General features: G+C 69.8%; 20 protein-coding genes. 18 read left to right on the forward strand and 2 right to left on the reverse strand.

The genetic code is table 11. From position 1 onward, the window contains the following. Positions 1-106: 106 nt before the first annotated feature. Both F4561_RS01130 and F4561_RS01135 read right to left on the reverse strand, forming a co-directional pair. A complete protein-coding gene (locus tag F4561_RS01130) occupies positions 107-2,140 on the reverse strand; it encodes an apolipoprotein A-IV repeat region-like domain-containing protein (RefSeq protein ID WP_184573877.1) in 2,034 nt (677 codons plus the stop codon). A gap of 356 nt (positions 2,141-2,496) precedes the next feature. After that, positions 2,497-3,783 (reverse strand): class I SAM-dependent methyltransferase, encoded by a 1,287-nt coding sequence (locus tag F4561_RS01135; RefSeq protein ID WP_184573879.1) that lies wholly within the window; start codon positions 3,781-3,783, stop codon positions 2,497-2,499. 189 nt (positions 3,784-3,972) lie between these two features. Between F4561_RS01135 and groES the strand changes: the two genes are divergently transcribed. From groES to mnhG, 18 genes are all read left to right on the forward strand, one after another. Then, positions 3,973-4,281 carry a co-chaperone GroES gene (gene groES / locus F4561_RS01140; protein WP_123201961.1) on the forward strand — a complete coding sequence of 103 codons (309 nt, stop codon included), beginning with the start codon at positions 3,973-3,975 and terminating at the stop codon, positions 4,279-4,281. A gap of 120 nt (positions 4,282-4,401) precedes the next feature. Further along, complete coding sequence (groL, locus tag F4561_RS01145) at positions 4,402-6,018, forward strand: chaperonin GroEL (protein WP_184573881.1); 1,617 nt, start codon at positions 4,402-4,404, stop codon at positions 6,016-6,018. Between the two features lie 172 nt (positions 6,019-6,190). After that, complete coding sequence (locus F4561_RS01150) at positions 6,191-6,814, forward strand: sigma-70 family RNA polymerase sigma factor (protein ID WP_184573883.1); 624 nt, start codon at positions 6,191-6,193, stop codon at positions 6,812-6,814. Between the two features lie 247 nt (positions 6,815-7,061). Then, positions 7,062-8,555, forward strand: coding sequence for an IMP dehydrogenase (gene guaB, locus F4561_RS01155; protein WP_184573885.1), 1,494 nt, complete (start codon positions 7,062-7,064; stop codon positions 8,553-8,555). 752 nt (positions 8,556-9,307) lie between these two features. After that, complete coding sequence (locus F4561_RS01160) at positions 9,308-10,414, forward strand: GuaB3 family IMP dehydrogenase-related protein (RefSeq protein ID WP_184582996.1); 1,107 nt, start codon at positions 9,308-9,310, stop codon at positions 10,412-10,414. 126 nt (positions 10,415-10,540) lie between these two features. Then, positions 10,541-11,383, forward strand: coding sequence for a lysozyme family protein (locus F4561_RS01165; RefSeq protein ID WP_312885087.1), 843 nt, complete (start codon positions 10,541-10,543; stop codon positions 11,381-11,383). 161 nt (positions 11,384-11,544) lie between these two features. Continuing rightward, positions 11,545-13,266: a glycerol-3-phosphate dehydrogenase/oxidase gene (locus tag F4561_RS01170; protein WP_184573887.1), complete on the forward strand. Its 1,722-nt coding sequence runs from the start codon at positions 11,545-11,547 to the stop codon at positions 13,264-13,266. A 208-nt stretch (positions 13,267-13,474) separates the two neighbouring features. Next, on the forward strand, positions 13,475-13,639 hold the full coding sequence (locus F4561_RS01175) for a hypothetical protein (protein WP_184573889.1): 165 nt from the start codon (positions 13,475-13,477) through the stop codon (positions 13,637-13,639). A 357-nt stretch (positions 13,640-13,996) separates the two neighbouring features. Beyond that, a complete protein-coding gene (gene galE, locus F4561_RS01180) occupies positions 13,997-15,013 on the forward strand; it encodes a UDP-glucose 4-epimerase GalE (RefSeq protein ID WP_184573891.1) in 1,017 nt (338 codons plus the stop codon). Positions 15,014-15,102: 89 nt separating this feature from the next. Then, complete coding sequence (locus tag F4561_RS01185; RefSeq protein ID WP_184573893.1) at positions 15,103-16,677, forward strand: succinic semialdehyde dehydrogenase; 1,575 nt, start codon at positions 15,103-15,105, stop codon at positions 16,675-16,677. 75 nt (positions 16,678-16,752) lie between these two features. Beyond that, complete coding sequence (locus F4561_RS01190) at positions 16,753-16,983, forward strand: hypothetical protein (RefSeq protein ID WP_184573895.1); 231 nt, start codon at positions 16,753-16,755, stop codon at positions 16,981-16,983. A gap of 707 nt (positions 16,984-17,690) precedes the next feature. After that, on the forward strand, positions 17,691-19,277 hold the full coding sequence (gene guaA / locus F4561_RS01195) for a glutamine-hydrolyzing GMP synthase (RefSeq protein ID WP_184573897.1): 1,587 nt from the start codon (positions 17,691-17,693) through the stop codon (positions 19,275-19,277). A gap of 864 nt (positions 19,278-20,141) precedes the next feature. Beyond that, a complete protein-coding gene (gene mbhE / locus F4561_RS01200) occupies positions 20,142-22,991 on the forward strand; it encodes a hydrogen gas-evolving membrane-bound hydrogenase subunit E (RefSeq protein ID WP_312885088.1) in 2,850 nt (949 codons plus the stop codon). Continuing rightward, positions 22,988-23,299: a sodium:proton antiporter gene (locus tag F4561_RS01205; RefSeq protein WP_184573901.1), complete on the forward strand. Its 312-nt coding sequence runs from the start codon at positions 22,988-22,990 to the stop codon at positions 23,297-23,299. Before mbhE ends, F4561_RS01205 begins: the two co-directional genes overlap by 4 nt. Then, on the forward strand, positions 23,296-24,909 hold the full coding sequence (locus tag F4561_RS01210) for a monovalent cation/H+ antiporter subunit D family protein (RefSeq protein ID WP_184573903.1): 1,614 nt from the start codon (positions 23,296-23,298) through the stop codon (positions 24,907-24,909). Before F4561_RS01205 ends, F4561_RS01210 begins: the two co-directional genes overlap by 4 nt. Next, positions 24,906-25,322: a Na+/H+ antiporter subunit E gene (locus F4561_RS01215; RefSeq protein ID WP_184573905.1), complete on the forward strand. Its 417-nt coding sequence runs from the start codon at positions 24,906-24,908 to the stop codon at positions 25,320-25,322. The genes F4561_RS01210 and F4561_RS01215 overlap by 4 nt, the downstream gene beginning before the upstream one ends. After that, on the forward strand, positions 25,319-25,588 hold the full coding sequence (locus F4561_RS01220) for an MrpF/PhaF family protein (protein ID WP_184573907.1): 270 nt from the start codon (positions 25,319-25,321) through the stop codon (positions 25,586-25,588). The genes F4561_RS01215 and F4561_RS01220 overlap by 4 nt, the downstream gene beginning before the upstream one ends. Then, the gene (gene mnhG, locus F4561_RS01225; RefSeq protein ID WP_184573909.1) at positions 25,581-25,967 is read left to right on the forward strand and encodes a monovalent cation/H(+) antiporter subunit G; all 387 of its coding nucleotides are present in this window, start codon (positions 25,581-25,583) and stop codon (positions 25,965-25,967) included. The genes F4561_RS01220 and mnhG overlap by 8 nt, the downstream gene beginning before the upstream one ends. Positions 25,968-26,150 lie beyond the last annotated feature (183 nt).

Here is a 26,150-nt window from a genome sequence, read left to right on the forward strand (position 1 = left end):
TGCAGCCCATGGTAGGTGTCGCCGCCCCCGCGCGCGCAGTGTCGAACACGAAAGGGCCGGCCCGTGGGCCGGCCCCGCTGGATGAGTTCCGGGATGTGCGGTCCGGTTACTCGTCGTCCTCGTCGTCGTCCTCGAAGCGGCGCTTCTTCTTGCCGTCCTTCCCGGGACGCAGGAGGGCCTCGGCGAGGGCGAGCATGGTCTCCTCAAGGGAGGCGAGCCGCTTGGTGACGTCGTCGTGCGAGGAGTCCACCGCCTCGCTGATCGTCTCCTCGAACTCGTGCCGGTCGGGCCGCGTCTTCAGCTCGCGCATCAGGGGCTCCAGGGAGTCGGCGAGGTGCTGGTCGATCGTGTCGAGCTTGTCGGAGTGGTCGACCACCGGGCGCTCCACGAGCTCGGTCAGCCGCCGGTGGACCTCGCTGACCTCCATGGACGCGGGGAGCTGGCCGAGGCGCTGGTTGATCGCCTCCATCCGGTCGTCGATGGCCTCAAGCCGACCGTCGACCCCTTCGAAGTGTCCGTTGACCCCTTCGAACTGGCCCTCAACGCCGTTGACGCGGCCCTCGATGCCGTCGAGCCGCCCGTTGACGCCGTCGATCTTGCCCTCGACGCCTTCGAAGCTGCCCTCGAAGTGTCCTTCGAAGGTGTCGAACCGGTCGGACAACCGGCCGAGGTTGTGCTCGAACTTGCTGGTCATGGTGCTGAGGTGCTGGTCGACCTTGCCGGTGAGCTCGGTGTGCTGCTGCCCCAGGCGCTCGTCCATGGCCGACCGGTACTCCTCGACCAGGGCGGCCAGGGTGTCGTGGTGCTCGTCGCCCTTGGCGCGCAGCGCGCTGACGTTCTCCTCAAGGGAGGTCCGCAGCTCCTCCAGGGCGGTGTCGGCCTTCGCGCGGTCCTCGTCAGCCTTGGCGCGCAGGGTCTCGGCGGTCTCGCGGAGCTTGGTGTCGAGGTGCTCGTTGTCGGCCTCGTCGCGCTCCCGAAGCTCCGCGCGCTGCAGCTCAAGCTGCTCGTGCAGCTCGCCCATCCGCTGGCGCAGGTGCGAGCGGAGGTCGCCGAGCTTCTCGTCGGTGGACTCGGAGAGCTTGACGACGGCGTTGTTCGCGTCGGCCACGGCGGCGGTGGCCTCGGCGTGGTTCTCCTCGGCCTGGGTGCTGAGGTGCGTGCTGGTCTCGGTGAGCTTGGTGGTGAGGGTCTCGTGCAGCTCGTCGGCTCGGCCGTTGACGGACTGCAGGCCCTCGTCGAGCTTGGTGGTGAGGGTCTCGTGCAGCTCATCGGTCCGGCCGTTGACGGACTGCAGGCCCTCGTCGAGCTTGGCCGCCATCGCGGCGTGCCGCTCCTCGGCCTTGGCGCGCATCTCGTCGGCGGTGGTGTCCAGCTTGCTGGTGACCGCCTCGTGCTGCTCACGAATGGCGGTGCGCAGCTCCTCGTGGCGCTCGCCGTACGCCTGCTCCAGGGCCTCGCGGCCATCGGAGACAGCGCGCTCCAGGGCCTCGCGGCCCTCGGCGATCGTGACCGTGAGCCCTTCGTGCCGCTCGGCCGCCGCGCCCATGGCGGTCTCGTGCTGCTGGTCCAGCCGCTCGGTGATGGTGCCAAGCGTGGTCTCCAGGGCTTCGGCACGCTGCTGGAACGTCTCCACCGCAGTATCGAGCCGGCCGAACCGCTCCTCGACGCTGGACGCGAGCCGCTCCAGGCGCTCGGTAACCGCGTCGAGCTGGCTGGCGGTGCGGGAACTCGTCTCGGACACGGAATCGAGCCGGCTCGTGACGGTTTCGAGGGTGCTCGCTATTCCGCGGATGTCCGTGCGCAGCGCCGGCATCTCCAGTAGCGGCTTAACGCGTTCGCCGACCAGTTCGATGTGCTCGGCGAGGGTCTCGGCCCATTCGGGCGGGCGGGAAGCGAGGTCGTCGACGCGCGTCTGGACGGAGGAGACCGACTCGGTCAGCGCCGCGAACTCCCGCTCGCGGAACTCGCGTAGAAGCCACTCCATGCCTTCGAGGCGCTGGCGCATCTCCTCGGTGACCGCACCCTGCGACTTCTGCTCGGACACCTGATCCTGTGCGGCCTTTGACAGGAGGTCCCGCATTCGGTCGGAGATCCCGGTCTGACCTCCTCCGTTGAGGAAGTTGTGGTTGGTCTGTTCCACCGAGGTGCTCCTTATAGCTGTGGCTGCGCGCCCATCCAGTTCGGGGTGGACGGGGGTGATGGTCCTGACAGGGTCCGGCGGGCTTGTGGCGAAACGATCGGGAGCCAGCGAACACCAGTGGCAACGCTGCGCCTACGCGCCGTAAGCGTGGGGGTTACGGGCGAAACCCTGCTCGTCACCGGGGGCCGCCGGACGAATCCAACGGGCGGGGTATGGATCCAGCGTGCTCAGTTTAACGACCCGATCCTCAATCACCCCATGAAAGTCCGAAAAATGCATGGTTACGAAACTTATGGCACGACACAGCGCCTATGGCCGCTTTGTCGCGTACGGCCGGACAGCGCGGCGCGTGGTTCTCACGGTTGGCCGGCGTTTCGCGCCAGTGGCCCCGTGACCTCGGAACACACCAGGCTGACGGGGCGTTCGCCGATTCGGGTGAGTACCACGACGGCGGTTTCGGGGCCCGCGGGTTTCAGGTCGCGGCGCAGCTTTTCGACATCCACCGCCGATCCGCGTTTCTTAATCGTTACGGTCCCGGCGTCTCGCGCGCGCAGTGCCGCGCGCAGGCGCTTGAGCGAGAACGGCAGCACCTCCTCCACCTCGTACGCTCGGCAGAAGGGCGTCTCGACCAGGTGGTCGGAGGTGATGTAGGCGATGTGCGGGTCGAGCAGCGCGCCATCGAGCAGCGCCGCGGCCTCGGCCACCAGGTGCGCCCGGATCACCGCCCCGTCGGGCTCGTAGAGGTAGTGGCGCGGCGGCGCGGTGGCGGGCGGCGCCAGTCCGGGTTCGGCGGCCAGCGTGGCCGGCGCGCCGCCGCTCTCGCGGAGCAGCGTGGCCCGGCGGTCCCCGGTACCCAGCGCGCCGAACCACAGCGCGGCCTCCTTCACGTCACCGTCGACCGAGATCCACTCCGCGCCGGCGCCCTCCGGGACGAGCTCGTGCGGGATCCCGGGCGCGGCCTTCACGCACGCGGCGGGCGCCGTCCGGGCGAGGTCCGCGACCGTGCCCCACGGCGGCGAGTAGGCGTGCGGGTCGAACACCCGCCCCCGGGCGCCGCGCCGCGCTGGGTCGCAGAACACCGCGTCGTAGTCGCCGAGACCACCGCGGCCGGCGAACTCCGCGGCGTCGGCCTGGTGGGCCCGTGCCCGCGCGGCGAGTCCGCGGGCGTCGATGTTGGCGGCGGCGACGGCGACCGTGAGGGGGTCGGCGTCCACGCCGTCGACCACCAGCCCCGCCGCGGCCATGCTCAGCAGGTCCGCCCCGATCCCGCAGCACAGGTCGGCGACGCGCGCCCCCTCCCCCAGGGCCGCTGCCAACCTGCCGGCGCGGTACTCGGCGACGGAGCGGCGCGTGGCCTGCTCCAGCCCCGCGGAGGTGAAGTACATCCGGGCGGCGGCGCCGCCGAACTTCTCCCGCCCCCGCCCGCGTAGTCGCGCCTGGGTCAGGGCGGCCTGCACGACCTCGGAGCCGGCGGCACCGAAAACGTCGAACGTGCCGTCGCTGGCCTCGGGGGTGCGGCGGAGCCGGGAGGCGGCCTTGAGCGGGTCGGCCGCGACCTCGGCCGGGTCGACCGTGTCGAGCAGTGCCTGACCCGGCGGTGTCAGTAGCGCGCGAAAGGCCGCCGTGTGCTCGCTGTTCGGCACCGTTCTCCCTCGTGACCTGTTGTTTGACGAGCCGCATAGCCGGGGCTAATGTTCCGTACTGGCACTCTCCAAGGTAGAGTGCTAATCGCGACGAGGTCGGTCTGGCACCCGCGACGGCAGGCCGCCGTGGTCGCCCCTTTATACGCATGCCGCTTCGAAAATTCGAACCTGAAGGGGGAGGTCACAACCGTGTCGACCGCCACCAAGACCGTGCTTAAGCCGCTTGACGACCGCGTTGTTGTCAAGACTCTCGAAGCCGAGCAGACCACGGCGTCCGGCCTGGTCATCCCGGACACTGCGAAGGAGAAGCCCCAGGAGGGCGAGGTTCTCGCCGTGGGCCCGGGCCGCCTGGACGACAGCGGAAAGCGTGTCGCCCTCGATGTAAAGGTCGGCGACGTCGTCCTGTACAGCAAGTACGGCGGAACCGAGGTCAAGTACGACAACGAGGAGTACCTCGTGCTCTCGTCCCGCGACCTGCTCGCGGTCGTCGAGAAGTAAGGTCCCGGCACTCCGACGTCATCGACATGACATTCCGCCCCGGCCGGCGCGACGCCGGGTGGGGCGGTTTTCGTTCTCCGACGTACTCGCACGTGTACTTGCACGGATTGAGGACCAACAATGCCGAAGATCCTGGAATTCGAGGACGACGCCCGGCGCGCCCTTGAGCGGGGCGTCGACCGCCTCGCCAACGCAGTGAAGGTGACGCTCGGCCCGCGCGGTCGCAATGTCGTCATCGACAAGAAGTTCGGCGCCCCCACGATCACCAACGACGGTGTGACCGTCGCGCGTGAGATCGAGCTCGACGACCCCTACGAGGACCTTGGGGCGCAGCTCGTCAAGGAGGTCGCCACCAAGACCAACGATGCCGCCGGCGACGGTACCACCACGGCCACCGTCCTGGCGCAGGCGCTGGTGCACGAGGGGCTGCGCAGTGTCGCCGCGGGCGCCTCGCCGATGGCGCTGAAGAGCGGCATCGACGCCGCCGCGCTGAAGGTCTCCGAGGTGCTGCAGAAGAGCGCCCGCGAGATCGAGGAGCGCGGGGACATCGCCTACGTCGCCACCAACTCCGCGCAGGACTCCCAGATCGGCGACATGATCGCCGAGGCGTTCGACAAGGTCGGCAAGGACGGTGTCATCACCGTCGAGGAGGCGCCGACCTTCGGGCTCACCCTCGACTTCACCGAGGGTATGCAGTTCGACAAGGGCTATGTCTCGCCCTACTTCGTGACCGACAACGAGCGCCAGGAAGCGGTGCTGGAGAACGCCCACATCCTGATCCACCAGGGCAAGATCTCCAGCCTCAACGAGCTGCTTCCGCTGCTGGAGAAGATTGTCGAGACCAAGAAGCCCCTCCTCATCATCGCCGAGGAGGTCGAGGGCGACGCCCTGGGCGCGCTGGTGCTGAACAAGATGCGCGGCGCGCTGAACGTCGCCGCCGTCAAGGCGCCCGGCTTCGGCGAGCGCCGCAAGGCGATGCTGCAGGACATCGCGGTCCTCACCGGTGGCCAGGTCATCGCTGAGGAAGTCGGCCTCACCCTGGAGAACGCCGACCTCGACGTTCTGGGCACCGCCCGGCGCATCACGGTCACCAAGGACGAGACCACGATCGTCGACGGCAACGGCGCGCAGTCCGACGTCGACGACCGGATCAACCAGATCCGCAAGGAGATCGAGGCCAGCGACTCCGACTGGGACCGCGAGAAGCTGCAGGAGCGCCTGGCGAAGCTCGCCGGCGGCGTCTCCGTGCTGCGTGTCGGCGCGGCCACCGAGGTGGAGCTCAAGGAGAAGAAGCACCGCCTCGAGGACGCGATCTCGGCCACCCGCGCCGCGATCGAGGAGGGAATCATCGCCGGTGGCGGCGCCTCACTGGTGCATGCGGCCACGGCGATCGACTCGCTCTCGCTGACGGGCGACGAGGCCACGGGTGCGGCGATCCTGCGCCGCGCGCTGCCCGAGCCGGCCCGCTGGATCGCCGAGAACACCGGCATCCAGGGCTACGTCGTCACGTACCGCATCGGTGAGCTGGGGCCGGGGCACGGCTACAACGCCAACACCGGCGAGTACGGCGACCTGATGGCGCAGGGCATCATCGACCCGGTCAAGGTCACCCGCTCTGCTGTGGAGAACGCCGCGTCCATCGCTGGGATGCTCCTCACCACCGAGGTTCTCATCGTGGACAAGCCCGAAGAGGACGAGGAGGACTCCTCGGGCCACGGCCACGGTCACGGCCACTGAGTCAACGGACACGGCCGCCATACGCATGTGTGGGCCGGATTTGCACTATCATGCGTGCCCCGGGTTCCGCCCGGGGCGCGCATGCTTTTGTCTGGCTTTTCCATAGAATGTGATCGTTCTGTAGCCGGATTTCGTGACGTGCAGGTCTGCGTATGGGGGCATCATTCGTTACGTGACGGATCTACGCGTCGCGGGGGGCACGCTCGCGCAGCGACCAAGTGCCCGACGCAGAGCGGACGACACAGAACTGAACCACCTGACCTCGCTGGCACTCCAGGGCGATCATGGGGCGGTCGACTCGCTCATACGCGAGATCCGGCCGATGGTCGTCCGGTACTGCCGGGCGCGCCTGGCCCGCGTGTCCGGGTACGTGCACTACTCCGACGACGTCGCGCAGGAGGTCTGTATCGCCTTGCTGGCCGCGCTCCCGCGCTACCGCGACATGGGGCGGCCGTTCGCCGCCTTCGTGTTCGGGATCGCGGCCCACAAGGTGGCCGATGCGCTGCGCGGCTCGACCCGCACCGACCTGCCGACCGACTCCGTGCCGGACTGTCCCGACGACGGCCCGGGGCCTGAGGAGGCCGCGGTCCGCACCGTCGAGGCGGAGCGGGCGCGGGCGTTGCTGAGTGAACTCCCCGAGCAGCAGCGGAGGCTGCTCGTGATGCGTGTGATTGCGGGTCTTACTGCTGATGAGACGGGAAATGTTCTGGGAATGTCCGCGGGAGCGGTTCGGGTTGCCCAGCACCGAGCTCTCGCTCGGCTTCGGGAGGTGGCCGTGGCGAACCGCCTCTTCTAGGCGGCCGCGGCACCCCTCTCGCGGTCCCGGTGCCCCCGGCCACGGCTGCTCGCGGTGGGTCGCGTACCAGCATTACTGCTGTCTTCCGCGGTGAGCCGCCCCGCCCCGCGCGGCAGGGGCGCGCGGCGGCGGATGTGACCTGCCCCACGGCTCCCCGCCCCGACCAGCGAAGTCGCTGACGGACGGGCATCATCGCCGGTCAGCCTCCTAGGATGAGACCATACGCGCGAGTGGTTGGAAGGTCGCAATGACGCAGGAACACGAGCGGGACTACAACAAGGTCCTGCCGCCAGGTCTCACCTACGATGACGTCCTGCTGGTACCGGGGTACTCGGACCTGCAGCCCGGTGACGCCGACACCACCACACGGCTCTCACGCACCATTGCCCTGCGCATGCCGCTGCTCTCCGCGGCCATGGACACGGTCACCGAGTCCCGGATGGCCGTCTCCATGGCCCGCGAGGGCGGTGCCGGGGTGCTGCACCGCAACCTCGCCATCGACGAGCAGGCGGCCCAGGTCGACCTGGTGAAACGGTCCGAGGCAGGCATGATCACGGACCCGGTCACCTGCAGCCTCGACGACACCCTCGCCGATGTCGAGGAGCTGAGCGCCCACTACCGCATCTCAGGGGCGCCGGTGGTCGACGCCGAGGGGCGGTTGGCCGGGATGGTCACCAACCGCGACATGCGGTTCGAGCTCGACCGCCAGCGGCGGGTCAGCGAGGTCATGACGCCCATGCCGTTGGTGACCGCCCCGGTGGGGGCGGACCACGAGGAGGCGTTCAGGCTGCTGCGCGAGCACAAGGTGGAGAAGCTGCCGCTGGTCGACGGCGACAACCGGCTGCGCGGGCTGATCACCGTCAAGGACTTCATCAAGAGCGAGCAGTACCCCGACGCCACCAAGGACGCCGACGGCCGTCTTGTGGTCGGCGCCGCGGTCGGGGTGGGCGGTGACTCCGAGCAGAGGGCCAAGGCGCTGGTCGAGGCCGGAGCCGACTTCATTGTTGTCGACACCGCGCACGGGCACTCCTCCGGTGTCGCGGAGATGGTCGCCAAGCTCAAAGCCAACTCCCGCGCCGACGTCGTCGCCGGGAACATCGCCACCGCGGCGGGAGCGCAACTGCTCATCGACGCGGGCGCCGACGCCGTCAAGGTCGGGATCGGGCCGGGTTCGATCTGCACCACCCGGGTGGTCGCCGGCGTGGGGTCGCCCCAGGTCACCGCGATCCTGGAGGCGAGCAAGGCGGCGGGTCCGGCCAACGTCCCCCTCATCGCCGACGGCGGGCTGCAGTACTCCGGCGACATCGGCAAGGCCATCGTCGCCGGCGCCTCATCGGTGATGGTGGGCAGCCTGCTCGCGGGGGTCGAGGAGAGCCCGGGAGACCTGGTTTTCATCAACGGCAAGCAGTACAAGACCTACCGGGGCATGGGCTCCCTGGGCGCGATGCGTGGCCGGTCGTTCTCCAAGGACCGGTACTCGCAGGCCGAGGTCACCACCGAGGAGAAGCTCATCCCCGAAGGGGTCGAAGGCCAGGTCCCGTACCGCGGCCCGCTGCGGGCGGTAGCCCACCAGCTCACCGGAGGGCTGCGGCAGTCCATGTGGTACGCCGGCACCCGGACCATCGATGACCTGCGCGAACGCGGCCAGCTCGCCCGGATCACCACGGCGGGGCTCAAGGAGAGCCATCCGCACGACATCCAGATGACGGTCGAGGCGCCCAACTACCACGGCCGGCGCTGACGCCGGGCCCGCACGCCCCGCGCCGGCGTCGCCGCTGCCTAAAGGCCAGGCGACTGGGTGGGGCTGGTCGGGTGCCGCCGGGGTTCTGGAGGGCCCGTAGGTGGGGCGGCCGCGAGTGGCGGAGCTGATTGGGCGGCACACCGGAGGTGCCCGAAGGTTCCCGGCTTCCGGGGCGCCCGACCTGGTGAGCGGGAGTGAGCCCAAAAGACAGGTCGGGTGCCGCCGGGGTTCTGGAGGGCCCGTAGGTGGGGCGGCCGTGTGGGCGAGGAACGAGCCCGTGTTGCCGGCACACCGGAGGTGCCCGAAGGTTCCCGGCTTCCGGGGCGCCCGACCTGGTGAGCGGGAGTGAGCCCAAAAGACAGGTCGGGTGCCGCCGGGGTTCTGGAGGGCCCGTAGGTGGGGCGGCCGCGAGTGGCGGAGCTGATTGGGCGGCACACCGGAGGTGCCCGAAGGTTCCCGGCTTCCGGGGCGCCCGACCTGGTGAGCGGGAGTGAGCCCAAAAGACAGGTCGGGTGCCGCCGGGGTTCTGGAGGGCCCGTAGGTGGGGCGGCCGTGTGGGCGAGGAACGAGCCCGTGTTGCCGGCACACCGGAGGTGCCCGAAGGTTCCCGGCCTCCAGGCGCCCGACCAGGCGAGCGGCAGCGAGCCCAAAAGACACTGCCTACGCGGGGCGGCGGTAAACTCGGCGCGGCGGCAGCAGCCGGTGACCGTGCCGCCAGAGGACGGAAGAGGGGACTACAAGCGTTGGCTCAGGTGGAGATCGGGCTGGGCAAGAGTGGGCGCCGCGCCTACGAGCTCGACGAGATCGGGATCGTTCCGGCCCGGCGCACCCGGGATCCCGAGGAGGTGTCGATCGCGTGGCAGATCGACGCCTACCGGTTCGAGACGCCGCTCGTCGTCAGCCCCATGGACAGTGTGGCCTCGCCGAAGGCCGTGGTCGCGGTGGGCGAGCAGGGCGGCCTGGGTGTGCTCGACCTGGAAGGGTTGTGGACCCGCTACGAGGACCCCGAGCCGCTGCTCGCGGAAATCAACGAGCTTGAAGACGAGGCGGCGACGAAGCGGTTGCAGGACATCTACTCCGCCCCAATCCGGGAGGAGCTGATCGGCCAGCGCATCGAGGAGATCCGCAAGGCGGGCGTCGTCACCGCCGCCGCGCTCTCCCCGCAGCGCACCGCGCAGTACCACAAGGCCGTGATCGACGCCGGCGTGGACATCTTCGTCATCCGGGGGACCACGGTCTCGGCTGAGCACGTCTCGGGCCGTGCCGAACCGCTCAACTTGAAGCAGTTCATCTACGAGCTGGACGTGCCGGTCGTCGTCGGTGGTTGTGCCACCTACACCGCCGCGCTGCACCTGATGCGCACCGGCGCCGCCGGTGTCCTGGTCGGGTTCGGGGGCGGATCCGGGCATACGACCCGTTCCGTGCTGGGTGTGGCCGTTCCTATGGCGAGCGCGATCGGCGATGTCGCCGCGGCGCGGCGCGACTATCTTGACGAGTCGGGGGGCCGCTACGTGCACGTCATCGCCGATGGCGGGATGCGTGGCAGTGGCGACATCGCGAAGGCGCTGGCGTGCGGTTCCGACGCCGTGATGGTCGGCTCGCCGCTCGCGCGGGCGACCGAGGCTCCTGGGGGCGGCTTCCACTGGGGCAGCGAGGCACATCACCACGAGCTCCCGCGTGGCGAGCGGGTGCACGTGGGGACCAACGGCGGCCTGCGGTCGATCCTGCACGGCCCGGCGTTCACCAGCGACGGGACGATGAACCTGATGGGTGCGCTGCGCCGCACCATGGCCACCGCCGGCTACTCCGACCTCAAGGAGTTCCAGCGTGTCGAGGTCGTGGTGAATCCGCACCGCTGATGAGGGCGCCGCGGGTGCGGCTGTGCGGGGGAGTGTTCGCCGAAGCCGTGCCGGTACTGTCGCGGAACGGGTGTGGTCAGTAGTTTTGGTGGCCGGGCCGCACGCCGTTCCGCGAATGAGGTGTCCGTGAGCGCTCCTCGTGCCGGGCCAGACCTGCCGGCCGGGGGCCGGCCGCCCTCGGGGCGCGGGGCGGCTGTGTCGGCGCTCCTGGCGGTGCTCATCAGCGTTGGTCTGGCCGGCGGTATCGCGGGCGCCGTGGCGGCTTTGTACGATCCGACACCACCGTCGCTTCCGCCCGGAGCGGGCGAGGACGCCGGGTCGGTGGAGACCGTGCCTTCCGAGGCTCGCGGTGCGGCCGCCTCCGGCCGGAACGAGGCGCGCGCCGACCTGCTGGCCAGCGTCTCCCCGGTGCCCAGTCCGGAGTGGGTGACCCGGGTCGCCAGCGGCACCGGGATACCGTCCCGCGCGCTGCACGGCTACGCAGCGGCGCAGCTCCGCCTCACGGAGGAGCAGCCGGAGTGCCAGATCGCCTGGCCGACCCTGGCCGCCATCGGGGCGGTGGAGTCCCACCACGGCACTCTCACCGGCGGCGAGATCGAGCCCGATGGGCGTGCCAGCATCGACGTCATCGGTGTCCCGCTCAACGGGGCCGATGGAACCGAGGTGATCGCCGACACCGACGGCGGGGAGCTGGACGGCGACCCCCAGTGGGACCGTGCCGTTGGACCCATGCAGTTCATTCCGAGCACCTGGCAGCGGTGGGGCTCCAGCGCCGCCGACGAGCGGGAGCCCGACCCGCAGCACATCGACGACGCCGCCCTCAGCGCGGCGCGCTACCTGTGCTCCGGCGGCCGCGACCTGACCGTTGCCCGCGACTGGTGGTCGGCGATCATGGCCTACAACGAGTCGCAGAGCTACACCCGCGAGGTCCTCGGCATCGCCAACCGGTACGTCGCCGACGCGGGCTGAGGACCGCGACCGGGATCCGTGGGGGTCGGGCTGGTGCCGAGCGCACGGCGGGGACGCGCCGCGGCCGCAACCGGCCACCGACGTAAGTGTCGGGTTAGCCTGGTGATCTCGGGGCGCAACGGGTAGTCGCCGGGTAGGAACCCGTCCCAGAAAGGCGTGACATGACGGCAGCGCGCATTGGTCCCGACGAGCGAGCCGAAGCCATGGAGCGCATGGCCAGCGAGGAGTTGGACGTCCTGGTCGTGGGTGGCGGCATTGTCGGTGCCGGAGTGGCGCTGGACGCGGTGTCGCGCGGGCTGTCCGTTGGGCTGATCGAGGCTAGGGACTTCGCCTCGGGCACGTCGAGCAGGTCCAGCAAGCTGATCCATGGCGGGCTGCGCTACCTGGAGCAACTGGACTTCGGCCTGGTGCGCGAGGCGCTGACCGAACGCGGGCTGCTGCTCGGGCGGATCGCGCCGCACCTGGTCCGCCCCGTCCCCTTCGTGTTCCCGTTCCAGAAGCACTGGGAACGGGGCTACATCGGCGCCGGGGTCACGCTGTACGACATCCTCGCCTCCTCGATGAGCAACAGCCGCGGGTTGCCCGGCCACCGGCACCTCACCCGGTCCGGTGCGCTGCGCATCTTCCCCGCGCTGCGCCGCGACGCGTTGGCCGGTGCGGTGCAGTACTGGGACGCCCAGGTCGACGACGCGCGCTACGTCGTCATGGTGCTGCGCACCGCCGCCACGTACGGGGCGCACCTCGCCTCCCGCGCGCAGGCCGTCGGCTTCCTGCGCGAGGGCGAGCATGTGACCGGGGCCCGCGTCCAGGACCTGGAGGCCGGTTCCACGTTCGAGGTGCGCGCGAAACAGGTGGTGAACGCCGCCGGGGTGTGGACCGACGACATCCAGGAGATGGTGGGCGGCCGCGGCCAGATCAGAGTCAACGCGTCCAAGGGGATCCACCTCGTCGTTCCGCGCGACCGGATCCAGGCCTCGTCCGGCATGATCCTGCGCACCGAGAAGAGCGTGCTGTTCGTGATCCCGTGGGGGCGGCACTGGATCATCGGCACCACCGACACCGCGTGGAACCTCGACAAGAGCCACCCCGCCGCGAGCCGTGCCGACATCGACTACGTGCTCGACAGCCTGAACCAGGTGCTGCGGGTACCGCTCGGCCGCGACGACGTCGAGGGGGTGTACGCGGGCCTGCGGCCGCTGCTGTCGGGGGAGTCCGACGAGACGTCGAAGCTGTCGCGGGAGCACACGGTCGCGCACCCGGTTCCGGGGCTGGTGCTGATCGCCGGAGGCAAGTACACCACCTACCGGATCATGGCCAAGGACGCCGTCGATGCGGTGGCGCACGGGCTCGGCGGGGCGCTCCCCGAGTCGGTCAGCGACCGGATCGCGCTGGTGGGCGCCGACGGGTTCGCGGCCCTGTGGAACCAGCGCCGCGCGATCGCGCGGCGCACCGGGCTGCACGTGTCGCGTGTCGCGCACCTCCTCAAGCGGTACGGCTCGCTGATCCATGACGTGACCGCGTTGATGGCCGAGCGCCCCGACCTCAAGGAACCCCTGACCGGTGCCGACGACTACCTGCGGGCCGAAGTGGTTTACGCGGTCCGCTACGAGGGGGCGCGCCACCTGGACGACGTGCTGTCGCGGCGCACCCGCGTCTCGATCGAGACGTGGGACCGCGGTATCGCCGTCTCCCAAGAGACCGCCGAGCTCATGGCCGAGTGGTTGGAGTGGAACGAGGACCAGGTCAAGCATGAGGTGGAGTACTACCGCAAGCGTATAGAGGCCGAACGCGCGGCCCAGGAGCAGGACACCGACTACGAGGCCGACGCGGTGCAGCACGGCGCTCCCGACATCGTCCCGGAGGCCCGGACCGGCATCGAGTGAGCCGCGCACCGCGGCCCGCGATGCCGTGCGGGTGTCGCGGCCGCGGCCGCACGCGGGCGGGCTGGGCCCGCGGGAGTGAGGTGGGTCCCGTTCGGCGGTGACAAGCCCAATAATTGAGTGCGCGCAGTATGAGGCGGGACCGTTCGGATCGTATTCTCGAATACACGGAGAATTCGAATCGCAAGACGGTATCGCAAAGGAGTTGGCTGTGGCCGACAGAGTTCTGACCGGGGATGATCGGGAGAAGCTGTTGCGCGCCTGGGAGCAACTGGATGTCCCTGCGGGCTGGCGTGCGGAGATCCGCAATGGTGAGATCGTGATGATTCCGGGGCAGCCGGCCGAGTACCGTGAGGTTGTCAATAAGGTAGCGTGATTCCGCTCACTTCTGGCCCTCGTTCCAGAGGGCCGTGAAGCGGCGGAGTGCATTGTGCGCGGCGCTTTTCGCCGCGGGAGTCCCGTGCCCGTGCTTTCTTTCCGCCGAGTGCGGAATTTGTGTCGCGGGTCACATTCTGGTGCGGCATCTGGATCCTTCGGAACGCCGCGTGACCGCCCGCTGGGCGGTGCAACCGCGCGACGGACGGCGCGCGGGCCCGGCCCCCGCTGCGGGGAGCTCCGGGTAACAGGCCCCCTTCGGTGGGACGCGGAGCAGGGCGCGACACCACGCGCCAGGCGTATTCTCACAGGTGCGCCCGTGCCCGCGGGTGGCATACCCGGACCCAGGATGCGCGGCATGAACGTACTGCTGACCGGCGGTGCCGGATATATCGGCACCCACACCGCTGTGGAGCTCCTCGAGGCGGGCCATGATGTGGTGCTGCTGGATGACCTGGGCAACAGCCACAGCGAGGCCGTCCGGCGCGTCGAGCGCATCACCGGCCGGACCGTGCCGCTGTACCCCGGTGATTGTGCCGACCCGGCGGCGGTCGACCGGATTCTCGGCGAGCGCGCCATCGACGCGGTGGTGCACTGCGCGGGGCTCAAGGCGGTCGGGGAGTCCATCGAGCAACCGCTGCGCTACTACCGCAACAACCTCGACGCCATGCTGGCGCTGTGCGAGGCCATGGACGCCCATGGCGTGCGGCAACTGGTGTTCAGCTCCTCGGCGACCGTTTACGGCGATCCCGCCACCGTCCCCATCACCGAGGACATGCCGCTGTCGGTGGTCAATCCCTACGGGGCCACCAAGCTTTTCGCCGAGCAGATCCTCATGGACCTGGCCGCGTCCGACCCGGCGTGGCGGGTCATCTCGCTGCGGTACTTCAACCCGATAGGCGCCCATCCCAGTGGGCTCATCGGTGAGGACCCGAACGGGCCGCCGAACAACCTGTTCCCCTACATCTCCCAGGTGGCGGCCGGCCGGCGGTCGCGACTGCGGGTGTTCGGCGCCGACTATCCCACGCCCGACGGCACCGGGGTACGCGACTACCTGCACGTCGTCGACCTCGCTCAGGGGCATGTCGCCGCCATTGAGCACCTCGCCGACATGCCCGGCCACCGCGCCTACAACCTCGGCACCGGCGAGGGGACCTCGGTACTCCAGGCGATCCGCGCGTTCGAGGCGGCGTCCGGGCGGCCTATTGGCTACGAGGTGGTTGACCGCCGCCCGGGTGACATCGCGACCTGCTACGCCGACCCCTCGGCGGCCCAACGCGACCTCGGCTGGAAGGCCACCAGGAGTGTGGCTCAGGCGTGCGCGGACGCGTGGCGCTGGCAGTCCGACAACCCCAACGGATTCCGTTCCGGGTGAGCACGGCGGCCTCCGGCCTCGGTCGCGAGGGACGGAATTTAGTTACTTGCGGGTAGCCAACTGTCGGGTCGGCGATCTATGGTCGGCCTATGACCGACGTCACCATTGGCGCGGAGGCCCCCGCGCTTGACCCCGCTCTGATCGATCGGCTCACGCGGCGTGTGGCCGGCTCGGCCAGTGGTCGCACGGTGCCGACCACCGCCCCCTTCACCGGTGCCCCCCTCGCCGAGTTCCCCGCGTGCACCTCCGCCGACGTCGAGGCGGCGTTCGCCCGTGCGCGCAAGGCGCAGCGGGCGTGGGCCGCCAAACCCGCGCGCGAGCGCGCGGCCCCGTTCCTGCGCTTCCACGACCTGGTTCTCGACCGGCAGAGCGAGATCCTGGACATCATCCAGTGGGAGACGGGCAAGGCCCGGCGGCACGCGTTCGAGGAGGTCTACGACGCGGCGGCGGGCACGCTGTACTACGCCCGGCACGCGGCGCGCCTGCTGCGCAGCGCGCGTACCCCGGGCGCCATGCCCATGGCCACGCGCGCCTACGTACGCCGGAGGCCCAAGGGCGCTGTCAGCGTGATCACACCGTGGAACTATCCCCTTGCGCTGCCGGTGGGCGATGCCATTCCGGCGCTGGTCGCGGGCAACGCCGTGGTCGCGAAGCCCGACACCCAGACCGCCCTCAGTGCCCTGTGGGCCATCGATCTGGCCGTCGAGGCGGGCCTGCCCGAAGACCTGTGGATCCCGGTCGTTGGCGAGCCCGCGGACGTCGGGGACGCCCTAGTCGACGGTGCCGACTACGTCGCGTTCACCGGGTCCTCCGCGTCCGGGGCCGCGATCGCCCGGCGTGCGTCGGAGCAGCTCACCGGGTGCTCCGCCGAGCTCGGCGGCAAGAACCCGATGGTTGTCTGCGCGGACGCCGCCGTGGACTGGACGGTCGAGGGCGCGATCCGCGCCTGCTTCAGCAACGCGGGCCAGCTCTGCATCGCCATGGAACGGCTCTACGTGCACGACCGGATCTACGACGAGTTCGTGCCGAAGTTCGCCGCCGCGGTGCGCGACATGACGCTCAACGCGCGTTTCGACTTCTCCGCCGACATGGGCTCGCTGACCTACCAGCGGCAGCTCGACCGGGTGGTCAAGCACGTCGAGGACGCCCGGGACAAGGGGGCGACGATACTGGCGGGCGGCCAGGCCCGCCCGGACCTGGGGCCGATGTTCCACGAGCCGACCGTTCTGAGCGACGTGGCCCCCACCATGGCCGCCTGCGCCGAGGAGACGTTCGGTCCGGTCGTGTCGGTCTACCGGTACACCGACGAGGACGAGGTCATCGAACGCTGCAACGACACCGACTACGGTCTCAACGCCAGCGTCTGGACCCGCGACCTCGCCCGCGGCCGCCGGATCGCCGAGCGCATCGACGCCGGCACCGTCAACATCAACGAGGGGTACGGGTCCGCGTGGGCGAGCTACGGGGCGCCCATGGGCGGCACCAAGCGGTCCGGGCTCGAGCGCAGGCACGGCCCCGAGGGCCTGCTGCGCTACACCGAGGCGCAGACCATCGCGAGCCAGCACTACGTGGGCCTCGGCGGCACCCCGGGAATGAGCGGGGAGACCCTCGCGCGGGCGCTCACGCTCGGCGGCCGGCTGATGAAGCGCTTCCGGATCCGGTAATCGTGGAGCGGGTCATCCGCCAGTGGAGGTAGTACACGAGATCAGTGTTCGACTGAATCCGTGGAAGGACGGAAGATGGCCAACGTGACACTCAGTATCGATGACGACGTGCTCCGTCGAGCCCGCATTCGAGCGCTGGAGCAGCGCACGACGGTGAACGCGATCATGCACCAGTACCTGGAGAGGTTCGCGGCCAGCAAGGACACCCGGGCAGTCGAGGAGATCCTGGCGATAGCCGAGCGCAGTAAGGCGTCGAGCGGGGCCGAAGGCCGTACATGGGGCCGGTACGAGCTGTATGAGCGGTAGCGCCTTCGGTTGTTGACCGAGGATCTGGCGCACGGCGCCGACTATGACGGTGTCCGTATCGAGAACCCGTTCCAGTGAGCGGTGGGTGTCTGCGGACCTCCCATTGGCTTGCGGCCCAAGGGGTGGGCGACCAGGACCCCAACACCGAGTACCAGGGCCCCAGCCACAGCGGTTGCGGCAATGGGGCCATGGGCGAGCGCTAGCGAGACGACGCCAGCTTGCCGCTGAGCGCACGCGGTCCCCTTTTCGCGGGCCGCGGCTCGCTCCCCCACACCACGAAACCAGCCACATCGGGCACCAGGGCGACACACTCCGACATAACCCCGAAACTCGTAAGGCGCGACGAAGGAACGAAATCCGCAAGATCGCCGCACAGACTCCCCACAATCCGGACTTACCAGGCGTGTGCGGGTGCTCACGCGCATCGAGCCTGACTGTGGGGACATATTCGTCGCCGAGAATGTCCGCACGGACACTCTCGATGCTCCCTCTGCCGGGTGGGAGCACTGACGCACCCCGAGGGTGACTCTCGTGGGGCTGGCGGGACCTCGCCGCCCCGGCGGGCCCGTCACCACGCGCCCGCCGCACCGGCACGCGCCCAGCCCGGGCTATCCGCCGCCTTCGCTGCCGCGTTGGGCGCCGCACCATGTACCCACATCACATCTAGACTGGGACGAATCCAGTCGTCACCGCGGGAAGGCCGCCACGTGTCCCTTGCTGGTGCTGCAGACAGCACGTTCGACACCGTTCTCGTCGTGGACTTCGGCGCACAGTACGCGCAACTGATCGCGCGAAGGGTGCGCGAATGCCACGTCTACAGCGAGATCGTCCCCTCGACGATGCCTGTTGAGGAGATGCTCGCCAAAGAGCCCAAGGCCATCATCCTGTCCGGCGGCCCCGCGTCGGTCTACACCGAGGGCGCGCCGCAGGCACCGCGCGGGCTGTTCCAGACCGGGCTGCCCACGTTCGGGATCTGCTACGGGTTCCAGGCGATGGTGCAGGATCTGGGGGGCACGGTCGCCCGGACCGGTCTCAGCGAGTTCGGCCGGACGTCGGCGGAGCTCGGCACCGACAGCGTGCTGTTTGCCGGGCTGCCGGCCACCCAGTCGGTGTGGATGTCGCACGGCGACTCGGTCACCGAGGCCCCCGACGGCTTCCGCCCCATCGGGAGTACCGCCGGGGCACCGGTCGCCGCGGTCGAGGACCCCGACCGCGCGCTCTTCGGCGTGCAGTTCCACCCCGAGGTGCTGCACACCGAGCACGGCCAGGCCGTCATGCGGCGGTTCCTCTACGAGGTCGCCGGTTGCCGGCCCACCTGGACGATGCTGAACATCGTTGAGGAGCAGGTCGAGCGGGTCCGCGCCCAGGTGGGCGATAAGCGCGTCATCTGCGCGCTGAGCGGCGGGGTCGACTCCGCGGTCGCGGGCGCCCTGGTGCAGCGGGCCGTCGGTGAGCAACTGACCTGCGTCTTCGTCGACCACGGGCTACTCCGGAAGGGCGAGGCCGAACAGGTCGAGAAGGACTTCGTGGCGGCCACGGGTGCGGTGCTGAAGATCGTCGACGCCCAGGACCGTTTTCTCGGCGCGCTCGCCGGGGTGCACGACCCCGAGGAGAAGCGCGCCATCATCGGCAGGGAGTTCATCCGGGTCTTCGAGCAGGCCGCCCGCGAGGTGGTCGCCGAGAGCGGCAGCGGGGGCGAGGAGGTGCGCTACCTGGTCCAGGGCACGCTCTACCCGGACGTGGTCGAGTCGGGCGGCGGCAGCGGCGCCGCGAACATCAAGTCGCATCACAACGTCGGCGGGCTTCCCGAGGACCTTCGGTTCACCCTGGTCGAACCGCTCCGCGAGCTGTTCAAGGACGAGGTCCGCAAGGTGGGCGAGGAGCTGGGCCTGCCCGTTGACATGGTGTGGCGCCAGCCGTTTCCCGGCCCCGGCCTGGCCATCCGGATCATCGGCGACGTCACCCGGGAGCGGCTGGAGATCCTGCGCGCGGCCGACGGCATCGCCCGTGAGGAGCTCTCCCGGGCCGGGCTCGACCGCGACATCTGGCAGTGCCCGGTGGTGCTCCTCGCCGACGTCCGCTCGGTCGGGGTGCAGGGCGACGGCCGCACATACGGCCATCCGGTGGTGCTGCGCCCGGTGAGCAGCGAGGACGCCATGACGGCCGACTGGTCGCGGGTGCCCTACGAGGTGCTGGCCACGATCTCCAACCGCATCACCAACGAGGTGCGCGAGATCAACCGGGTCACGCTCGACGTCACCAGCAAGCCGCCCGGCACCATCGAGTGGGAGTGAGGGCCCGGCCCGCGAGGGCGGGTTCCTGGAGGGTGCTGGGCCAGTCCCATCCGGACATATCATGAAGAGGTTGGAAAAAAGCGATAAGCAGCGGCAACGAAGTCCCGGCCGGGGATCGGCTTTCCGGCCGGGAACGCGTAGTGTGGTGGAAGTGCCGCGATGGCACCCCCACCGGAGATTGTTTAACGCATACGGTATTCTGCCTGCGGCCGGCTTGCACGGTTTGCAGACGAGTGGCGCTCCCGCCACTCCGCCATTCGAATCGCCCGCGGGCGAGAACGACGGAGGACGAGGTGAGCAGCGTTACCGGGTTCTACGGGGCGCGTAGGCGCAAGGCCGTCGCTCTGCACGACACCGCTGCGCGAGCCAGAGCCGCGCGGACACAGGCACAGCAGCCGCCCTTTCGTTTCCGTTCCGGCCTTCCCGGCCTCCGGGTGTCCCTTGTGCCGCGCCAGCCGACGCGCCGTTTATCCGCGGGGCCGCGCGCCACTCGCACGCGCGCGCCCCGGACCAGCATGGCGCGCGGGGCGTGACTCCTCCGCAACCAGGAGCCCGCCCTGCGGTGTGAGGCGAGATGTTCGGGTGCGTTCCCTCTCCCGCCGCGCGACGTTTCCCACCCAAGGATGCGGACGCGGCTGGCCACCGCTGCCGGCGGGCAGCAAGAACGCAGCCGGGGAGCTGGGCTGGCGTGCCGGACACGTGGACAACAACCCGGGCGGATAGCCGGGCGCGCCGAGATCGGCGACCGTCGACCGGATGCCGCCCCGAAGCCTATCGCAGGAAGGACCGCCGTGGGGAAACTCTCGACGTGAACGCAACCGCCGTGTACAAGCCGATCCGAAAGGTGGTCGACGGTTGGTCCTCGTGACCGTGTTCATTGGGCTGGCCGCGACCGCCGCGGCCGCGCCCCTGCTCGCAAGCTGGCTCGGTCGGGCAGCCGGGTGGCCCTTGGCCGGCGCGTTCGCGGTGCTCACCGCTATCGCGGCGAGCCAGGCGCCGGACATCCTCGCCGGGCGGCCGGCCGAGTTCGCGTGGGCCTGGATCCCCTCCGTCGACGCCGTGTTCCGGCTCCGCCTCGACGGCCTCGGGTTGCTGTTCACGATGCTGGTGCTCGGCATCGGGGCACTCATCATGGCCTACTGCGGGCGCTACTTCGCTCCGGAGAGCTCGCAGAGCAGGTTCTACACCCTGATGGGAATCTTCGCGGTCGCCATGCTCGGCCTGGTGCTCGCGGACGACCTGCTGCTGCTGTTCGTCTTCTGGGAGCTCACCAGCATCTGCTCGTTCTTCCTCATCGGGGGCGCGGGTGACAAGGCGGTGCGGCCCGCCATGCGGGCCCTGGTCCTCACCGCGGGCGGCGGCCTCGCCCTGCTCGCCGCGGTCGCGCTGGTGTCGGTGCATGCGGGGACGACACAGCTCAGTGTGATCCTCTCGGACCTCGCCTGGGCCCAGGGCAGTTGGGTCGGCCCCACCGTCGCGGTACTCGTGATCATCGCCGCGATCACGAAGTCCGCCCAGGTTCCGTTCCACTTCTGGCTGCCCGGGGCCATGGCCGCCAGCACCCCGGTGAGTGCCTACCTGCACGCCGCGGCCATGGTGAAGGCCGGCATCTACCTGCTGATGCGCTTCACGCCCGCCTTCCACGACCTGGCGCTGTGGAACGCCCTCCTCGTCACGGCCGGACTGGCGACCGCTATCTACGGCGCGCTGCTCGCGTTCCGGCAGAACGACCTGAAGACCCTCGCCGCCTACTCCACGGTGAGCCAGCTCGGCTACCTGGTCGCCATCATCGGCGTTGGCACCTACTACGCGCTGGGCGCGGCCGCGCTCCACACCCTCGCTCACGCGCTGTTCAAGGCAACGCTGTTCATGATGGTCGGCGTCATCGACCACCAGGCCGGCACCCGCGACCTCCGCGACCTTGGCGGGCTGCGCTCCGCCATGCCCGTGAGCGCCGTGGTGACCGGCGTCGCAGCGCTGTCCACCGCGGGCGTCCCGCCGCTCCTGGGCTTCTACAGCAAGGAGAAGATCTTCGCGGGGTTCGTCGACTCCGGAGGCCCGGTGTGGGCCGGGCCGGTGTTCGGTGTGCTCGCGGTCGTCGCGGCCGTGCTCACCTTCGGCTACAGCGCCCGGTTCTGGTTCGGGGTCTTCGGCGGACCGCTGTCGAAGCGCACCGACGTGCGCGAAGCGTCCGCCGCTTTCCTGCTCTCACCCGCGATCACGGGAGCCGCCGGGGCGGTGCTCGGGCTCGGCGTGGTCACGCTGGCGCCCTACGCCAGCCAGGTCGTGGCCGACACCGGGTTCCCCGGCCACCCGGTCGAGATCCACCTGGTCCCCGGCCTCACCGTCGACCTGGGCATGTCGATCGTGGCGATAGCCCTCGGTGTCGCGCTGCACCTGGGCCGGGCCCGCGTGTACGCGCTGCTCGACCGCGTGCGCGCCCCGTTCACCGGAGACGGCGTCTTCGACCGGCTCCTGGACGGCACTGTCCGTGCCGGCCACGGGGCCGGCGACCTCACTCGCACGTTCAGCCCCGCGGCGCACCTGCCGGCGGCGATCGTCCTGCTGGGCGTGCTCGGGGGCGCGACGTTCTGGTGGGGGATGCCGGTCGGCCCATCGCAGGACGGGGTCACCCGCCCGACCGACTGGCTCGTGGTGGCGTGCGTCGCCGTGGGTGTGGTCGCGGCCGCCGCCGTCAGCTCCCGGATCGCCGCCGTTGTCCTCCTCGGCGTGGTCGGCGCACTCATGGGGATCTGGTTCCTGCTCCTCGGCGCGGTCGATGTCGCGCTGACCCAACTGGTGGTCGAGGTACTGACCGTCGTCGTCATGGTCCTCGTGCTGCGCCGGCTCCCGTTGCGGTTCCACCGCACTGGCGCGGCGCGGCGCGGCCTGGCAGCGGCGTTGGCGATCGGGGCCGGGGTGCTGGTCGCCGCCGGCACCCTCGCCCTGACGAACCGCCGGGAGCTCTCCGAGGTCAGCGCGTGGCTGATGGCCAACTCCTACGAGGAGACGGGCGGGATCAACGTGGTCAACACGATCCTGGTCGACTTCCGTGCCCTGGACACCCTGGGGGAGGTCACCGTTGTCGGCCTCGCCGCCCTGGGCATCGTCGCGCTGCTGGACACCACCCGTCTGACGGGCGCTCCGCCCTCCGAGTTCCCCCTGGGGACCGGTCCCGAGGAGAACGTCGAGGACAACGCGATCGTGGCCCGCACGGTGGGCCGCATCATGGCCCCGGCGATCGTGCTGCTGTCGCTGTACATGCTGTTCCGCGGGCACAACGATCACGGGGGCGGGTTCATCGGCGCCCTCGTCGCCGGTGCCGGACTGGCTCTGGCGCACGTCGCGGCGGCCAACCCCAGGAGGTCGCCCATACGCGCGCTGCCCTACGTCCCGATCATCGCCGGCGGCCTCATGTTGGCCCTCGCCACCGGTCTGCTCGGGTACATCGACGGTGGTTTCCTGAGGCCCCTCCACCTCGATATCGGCTCCCTGCACCTTTCCAGCGCCGTTGTGTTCGACGTGGGCGTGTATCTCATCGTGGTCGGCGCCGTGATCGCCGCGCTGCACCGGATGTCCATAGCGCCCCTGCTGGAGCGGGACACCGTGGCGCACAACCCGAAAGCGGAACGGCCAGCCGACGACGAAGAGACCGAGTCCCCCATGGTCGCCGCGACAAGCGGTGGCCGCGACGCCGAAGAAGGTGAGCTGTGAGCGCCGCCATCCTCGCCGGGGTTCTCGTTGCCGGGGGGGTCTACCTCATCCTGCAACGGGGCCTGATCCGCATGGCCCTGGGCCTGATCCTGCTCGGCCACGCCGCGAACGTGGTGCTTCTGGCCTCGGGCGGGCTCTACCGCCGTGAGGCTTCCGTCATCGAGCAGATCACCGCCGTACAAGCGGCGGCCGACCCGCTTCCGCAGGCGTTCGTCCTGACCGCGATCGTCATCACGTTCGGGGTGACGGTCTATCTCGTGGCCCTGGCCGGGTCCGGTTCCGGAGATGACACCGAGGAGAGCACGTGATCGCCGACGCCCTGCCCCTCGTCCTCGCCGGACCGCTCGTGGCGGCCGCGGTCCTGATGGTCCTGCGCCGCCCGGTCTGGGGGCGCCGGGCCGTGCTCCTCGGCACCCTCGGCGCCGCCCTGGCCTACGGCATCACCCTGGTGGCGGCCACGTACGGCGGGACAGTACTGGTCGCCGACATCGGGCTGTGGCCCGGGGGGATCGCGATCCCGTTCGCCGCCGACATGTTCAGCGCGCTGATGGTGACGGCCACCGCGCTGCTGACCCTCGTCTGCGTCGTGTTCGGCATCGTGGCCGGCGAGGACGAGCAGCACTACTTCGCGCCGTTCGTGCTGGCCCTGTACGGCGGTGTCGCCGGGGCGATGCTGACGGCCGACCTGTTCAACCTGTTCGTCTGTATCGAGGTGATGCTGCTCCCGTCGTACGTGCTGATCAGCATGTTCGGCGGGGAGAACCGGCTGCGCGCGGGGCGGATCTACATCACTTACAACCTGCTGGCCTCAGCGGTCTTCCTGTTCGGGGTCGCGTTCGTGTACGGCGTGCTCGGGACGGTGAACTTCGCCGAGCTGGCCGGGACCGCGAAGGAGTCCACCGCGGTCGCGGTGGCCATCGGTGTGGTGCTCGTCGCGCTGGCCATGAAGTCCGGTGTGGTGCCGGTGCACGGGTGGTTGCCACGCACCTACCCCGAGACCTCGCCGACGGTCGCGGCGATCTTCTCCGGGCTGCACACCAAGGTGGGCATCTACGCGATCTACCGCGTCTACTCCCTGGTCTTCGACGGGGACGAGCGGTTCCTCGGCTTCGCCGTGCTGTTCGTGTGCGTCACGATGGTCTTCGGCGCGTTGAGCGCGGTCGGCGAGCGCACGATCCGCGCGGTGCTCGCCTTCAACATGGTCAGCGGTGTCGGCTACATCCTGCTGGGGGTCGCCCTGTTCGGCCCGCTGGGCCTGGCGGCGGGCATCTTCTACCTGCTGCACCACATGGTCGTGAAGACCTCGCTCTTCCTGTCCGCGGGCGCGGTCGAGGTCAGGTACGGCACTCAGCGGCTCGACCAGCTCGGCGGGCTGGCACGCAAGGAGCCGCTGCTCGCGTTCGCCTTCGTGGGCGCCGCGCTGTCCCTGATCGGCATGCCCCCGTTCTCCGGGTTCGCCGGGAAGTTCGCGCTCCTGCAGGCCAGCGTCGCCGAGCATGCCTACCTCGCCTCGTTCGTCATACTCGCCGCGAGCCTGCTCACGCTGCTGTCCATGAACCGGCTCTGGAACGGTGTGTTCTGGGGGCCGGTGCAGCGCGAGCCCGCGGACGCGGTCACGGAAACGGACACGGACACTGCCGCGCCGGGCGCCATCGTCGACGGTGCCTCCGATGACGGGGCCGGTGGTGCGCCCGCCAGCAACGGCGCGGTGGGGGTGGTGTCCCGCCGCAGGGCGCACGCCAAGGCGGCCAGCCCGCTCACACATGTCAGCCCGGCGCTCGCCGCGCCGGCCGTGGTCCTCACCCTTGTCTCGCTGGCAATCGGCCTGGGAGCCGAGGGCCTGTTGACCCTCACACAGCAGGCCGCGGCCGGCCTGATCGATACGTCCAGCTACGTGGAGGCGGTGATGCGGGAATGAACTCCCTGGTCTGGCGGTACGTGTCCTGGATCGCGCGGATCTGCTACTTCCATGTGTACTTCGGTATGGAGCTGGCGGTGTCCTGCTTCGACGTCGCGCGGGACGTCATCCTCGTGAGACGCAGCCGGTTCTGCGCGGGAATCCTCAAGTTCCCGCTTCGTTGCCGGACGGAGTTCGAGATCACCATGATGAGCAACGTGATCACTCTGACCCCGGGGACGCTCACCCTCGCCGTCGAGTCGACACCACCGACGCTCTACATCCACTGCATGTACGCGCGCGACCGGGAGAGGGCCCTGGAGAGCCTGCGAAAGTTCGAGTCGGTGCTGCTCGGGGCCACGAGGATCGACGGTGTGGTTCCAGACTCTGTTGAGGCGACCGGGCACACGGTGCCGGACGGGGGTGACCGGTGACGCTGATCGATATCCCGATCGTCGCGCTCGGCGCGGTCATTGTCATGGTTGCCGTCCGCATGTTCATCGGCCCTTCCCGGGCGGACCGGGCGGCAGCCGCTGACCTGGGGTTCTTCTGCTTCATTGCGCTGGCCGCCCTCTTCGGCGTCCGGATGGACCTGCCGGGGGTGTTCGACGTGATCCTGATCGCCACCCTGACCGGGTTCGTTGGGACCCTCTGGATGGCCAGGTTGATCAGCCGAGTTAAGGGGAGCACAAATGCCTGACCTGGCCGCAGCGAACGGCGTTCTGGCGATCGCCGGAGTCGACGTGCTTTCCGTGCTCGGGGGCGCCGCGATCGCGCTCGGCGTGTTCTTCATTGTGGTGGCCGGGATCGGCATGCTGCGGCTTGACGATGTCTACTCCCGGATGAACGCCATCACCAAGGCCTCCACCCTGGGTGTGATTCTTACTCTGCTCGGTTCGTTCCTGTTGATGCCGAGTTGGGACACGGCGTGGAAGGTGGTGTTGGCCATCGTGCTGCAGTTGCTGAGCTCGCCCGTGGGCAGCTACGCGGTCGGCCGGGCGGCCTACCGCGTCGGGACGCCCCTGTCCGAGCAGACCGAGTTCGACCACCTGGGCCACCGGGTACCGGACCGCTCCTGAGGACGCCGAACTCCCTGGTCACCTTCGCTCATCCGAGAGACGCGAAGTAGGTCCGCGCAGACGGTCCGCTCTGTAGTCCTGCGGAACGAATCCGCTCTCGTGGAGTTCCGTGCGTCATACCCTCCCTTATCGGTTGACCTTGGAAGTTCGGGTGCAACGGATAAGGTATTTGGCGGGTTTGAT

This window comes from Lipingzhangella halophila (assembly GCF_014203805.1).
GTDB lineage: Bacteria > Actinomycetota > Actinomycetes > Streptosporangiales > Streptosporangiaceae > Lipingzhangella > Lipingzhangella halophila.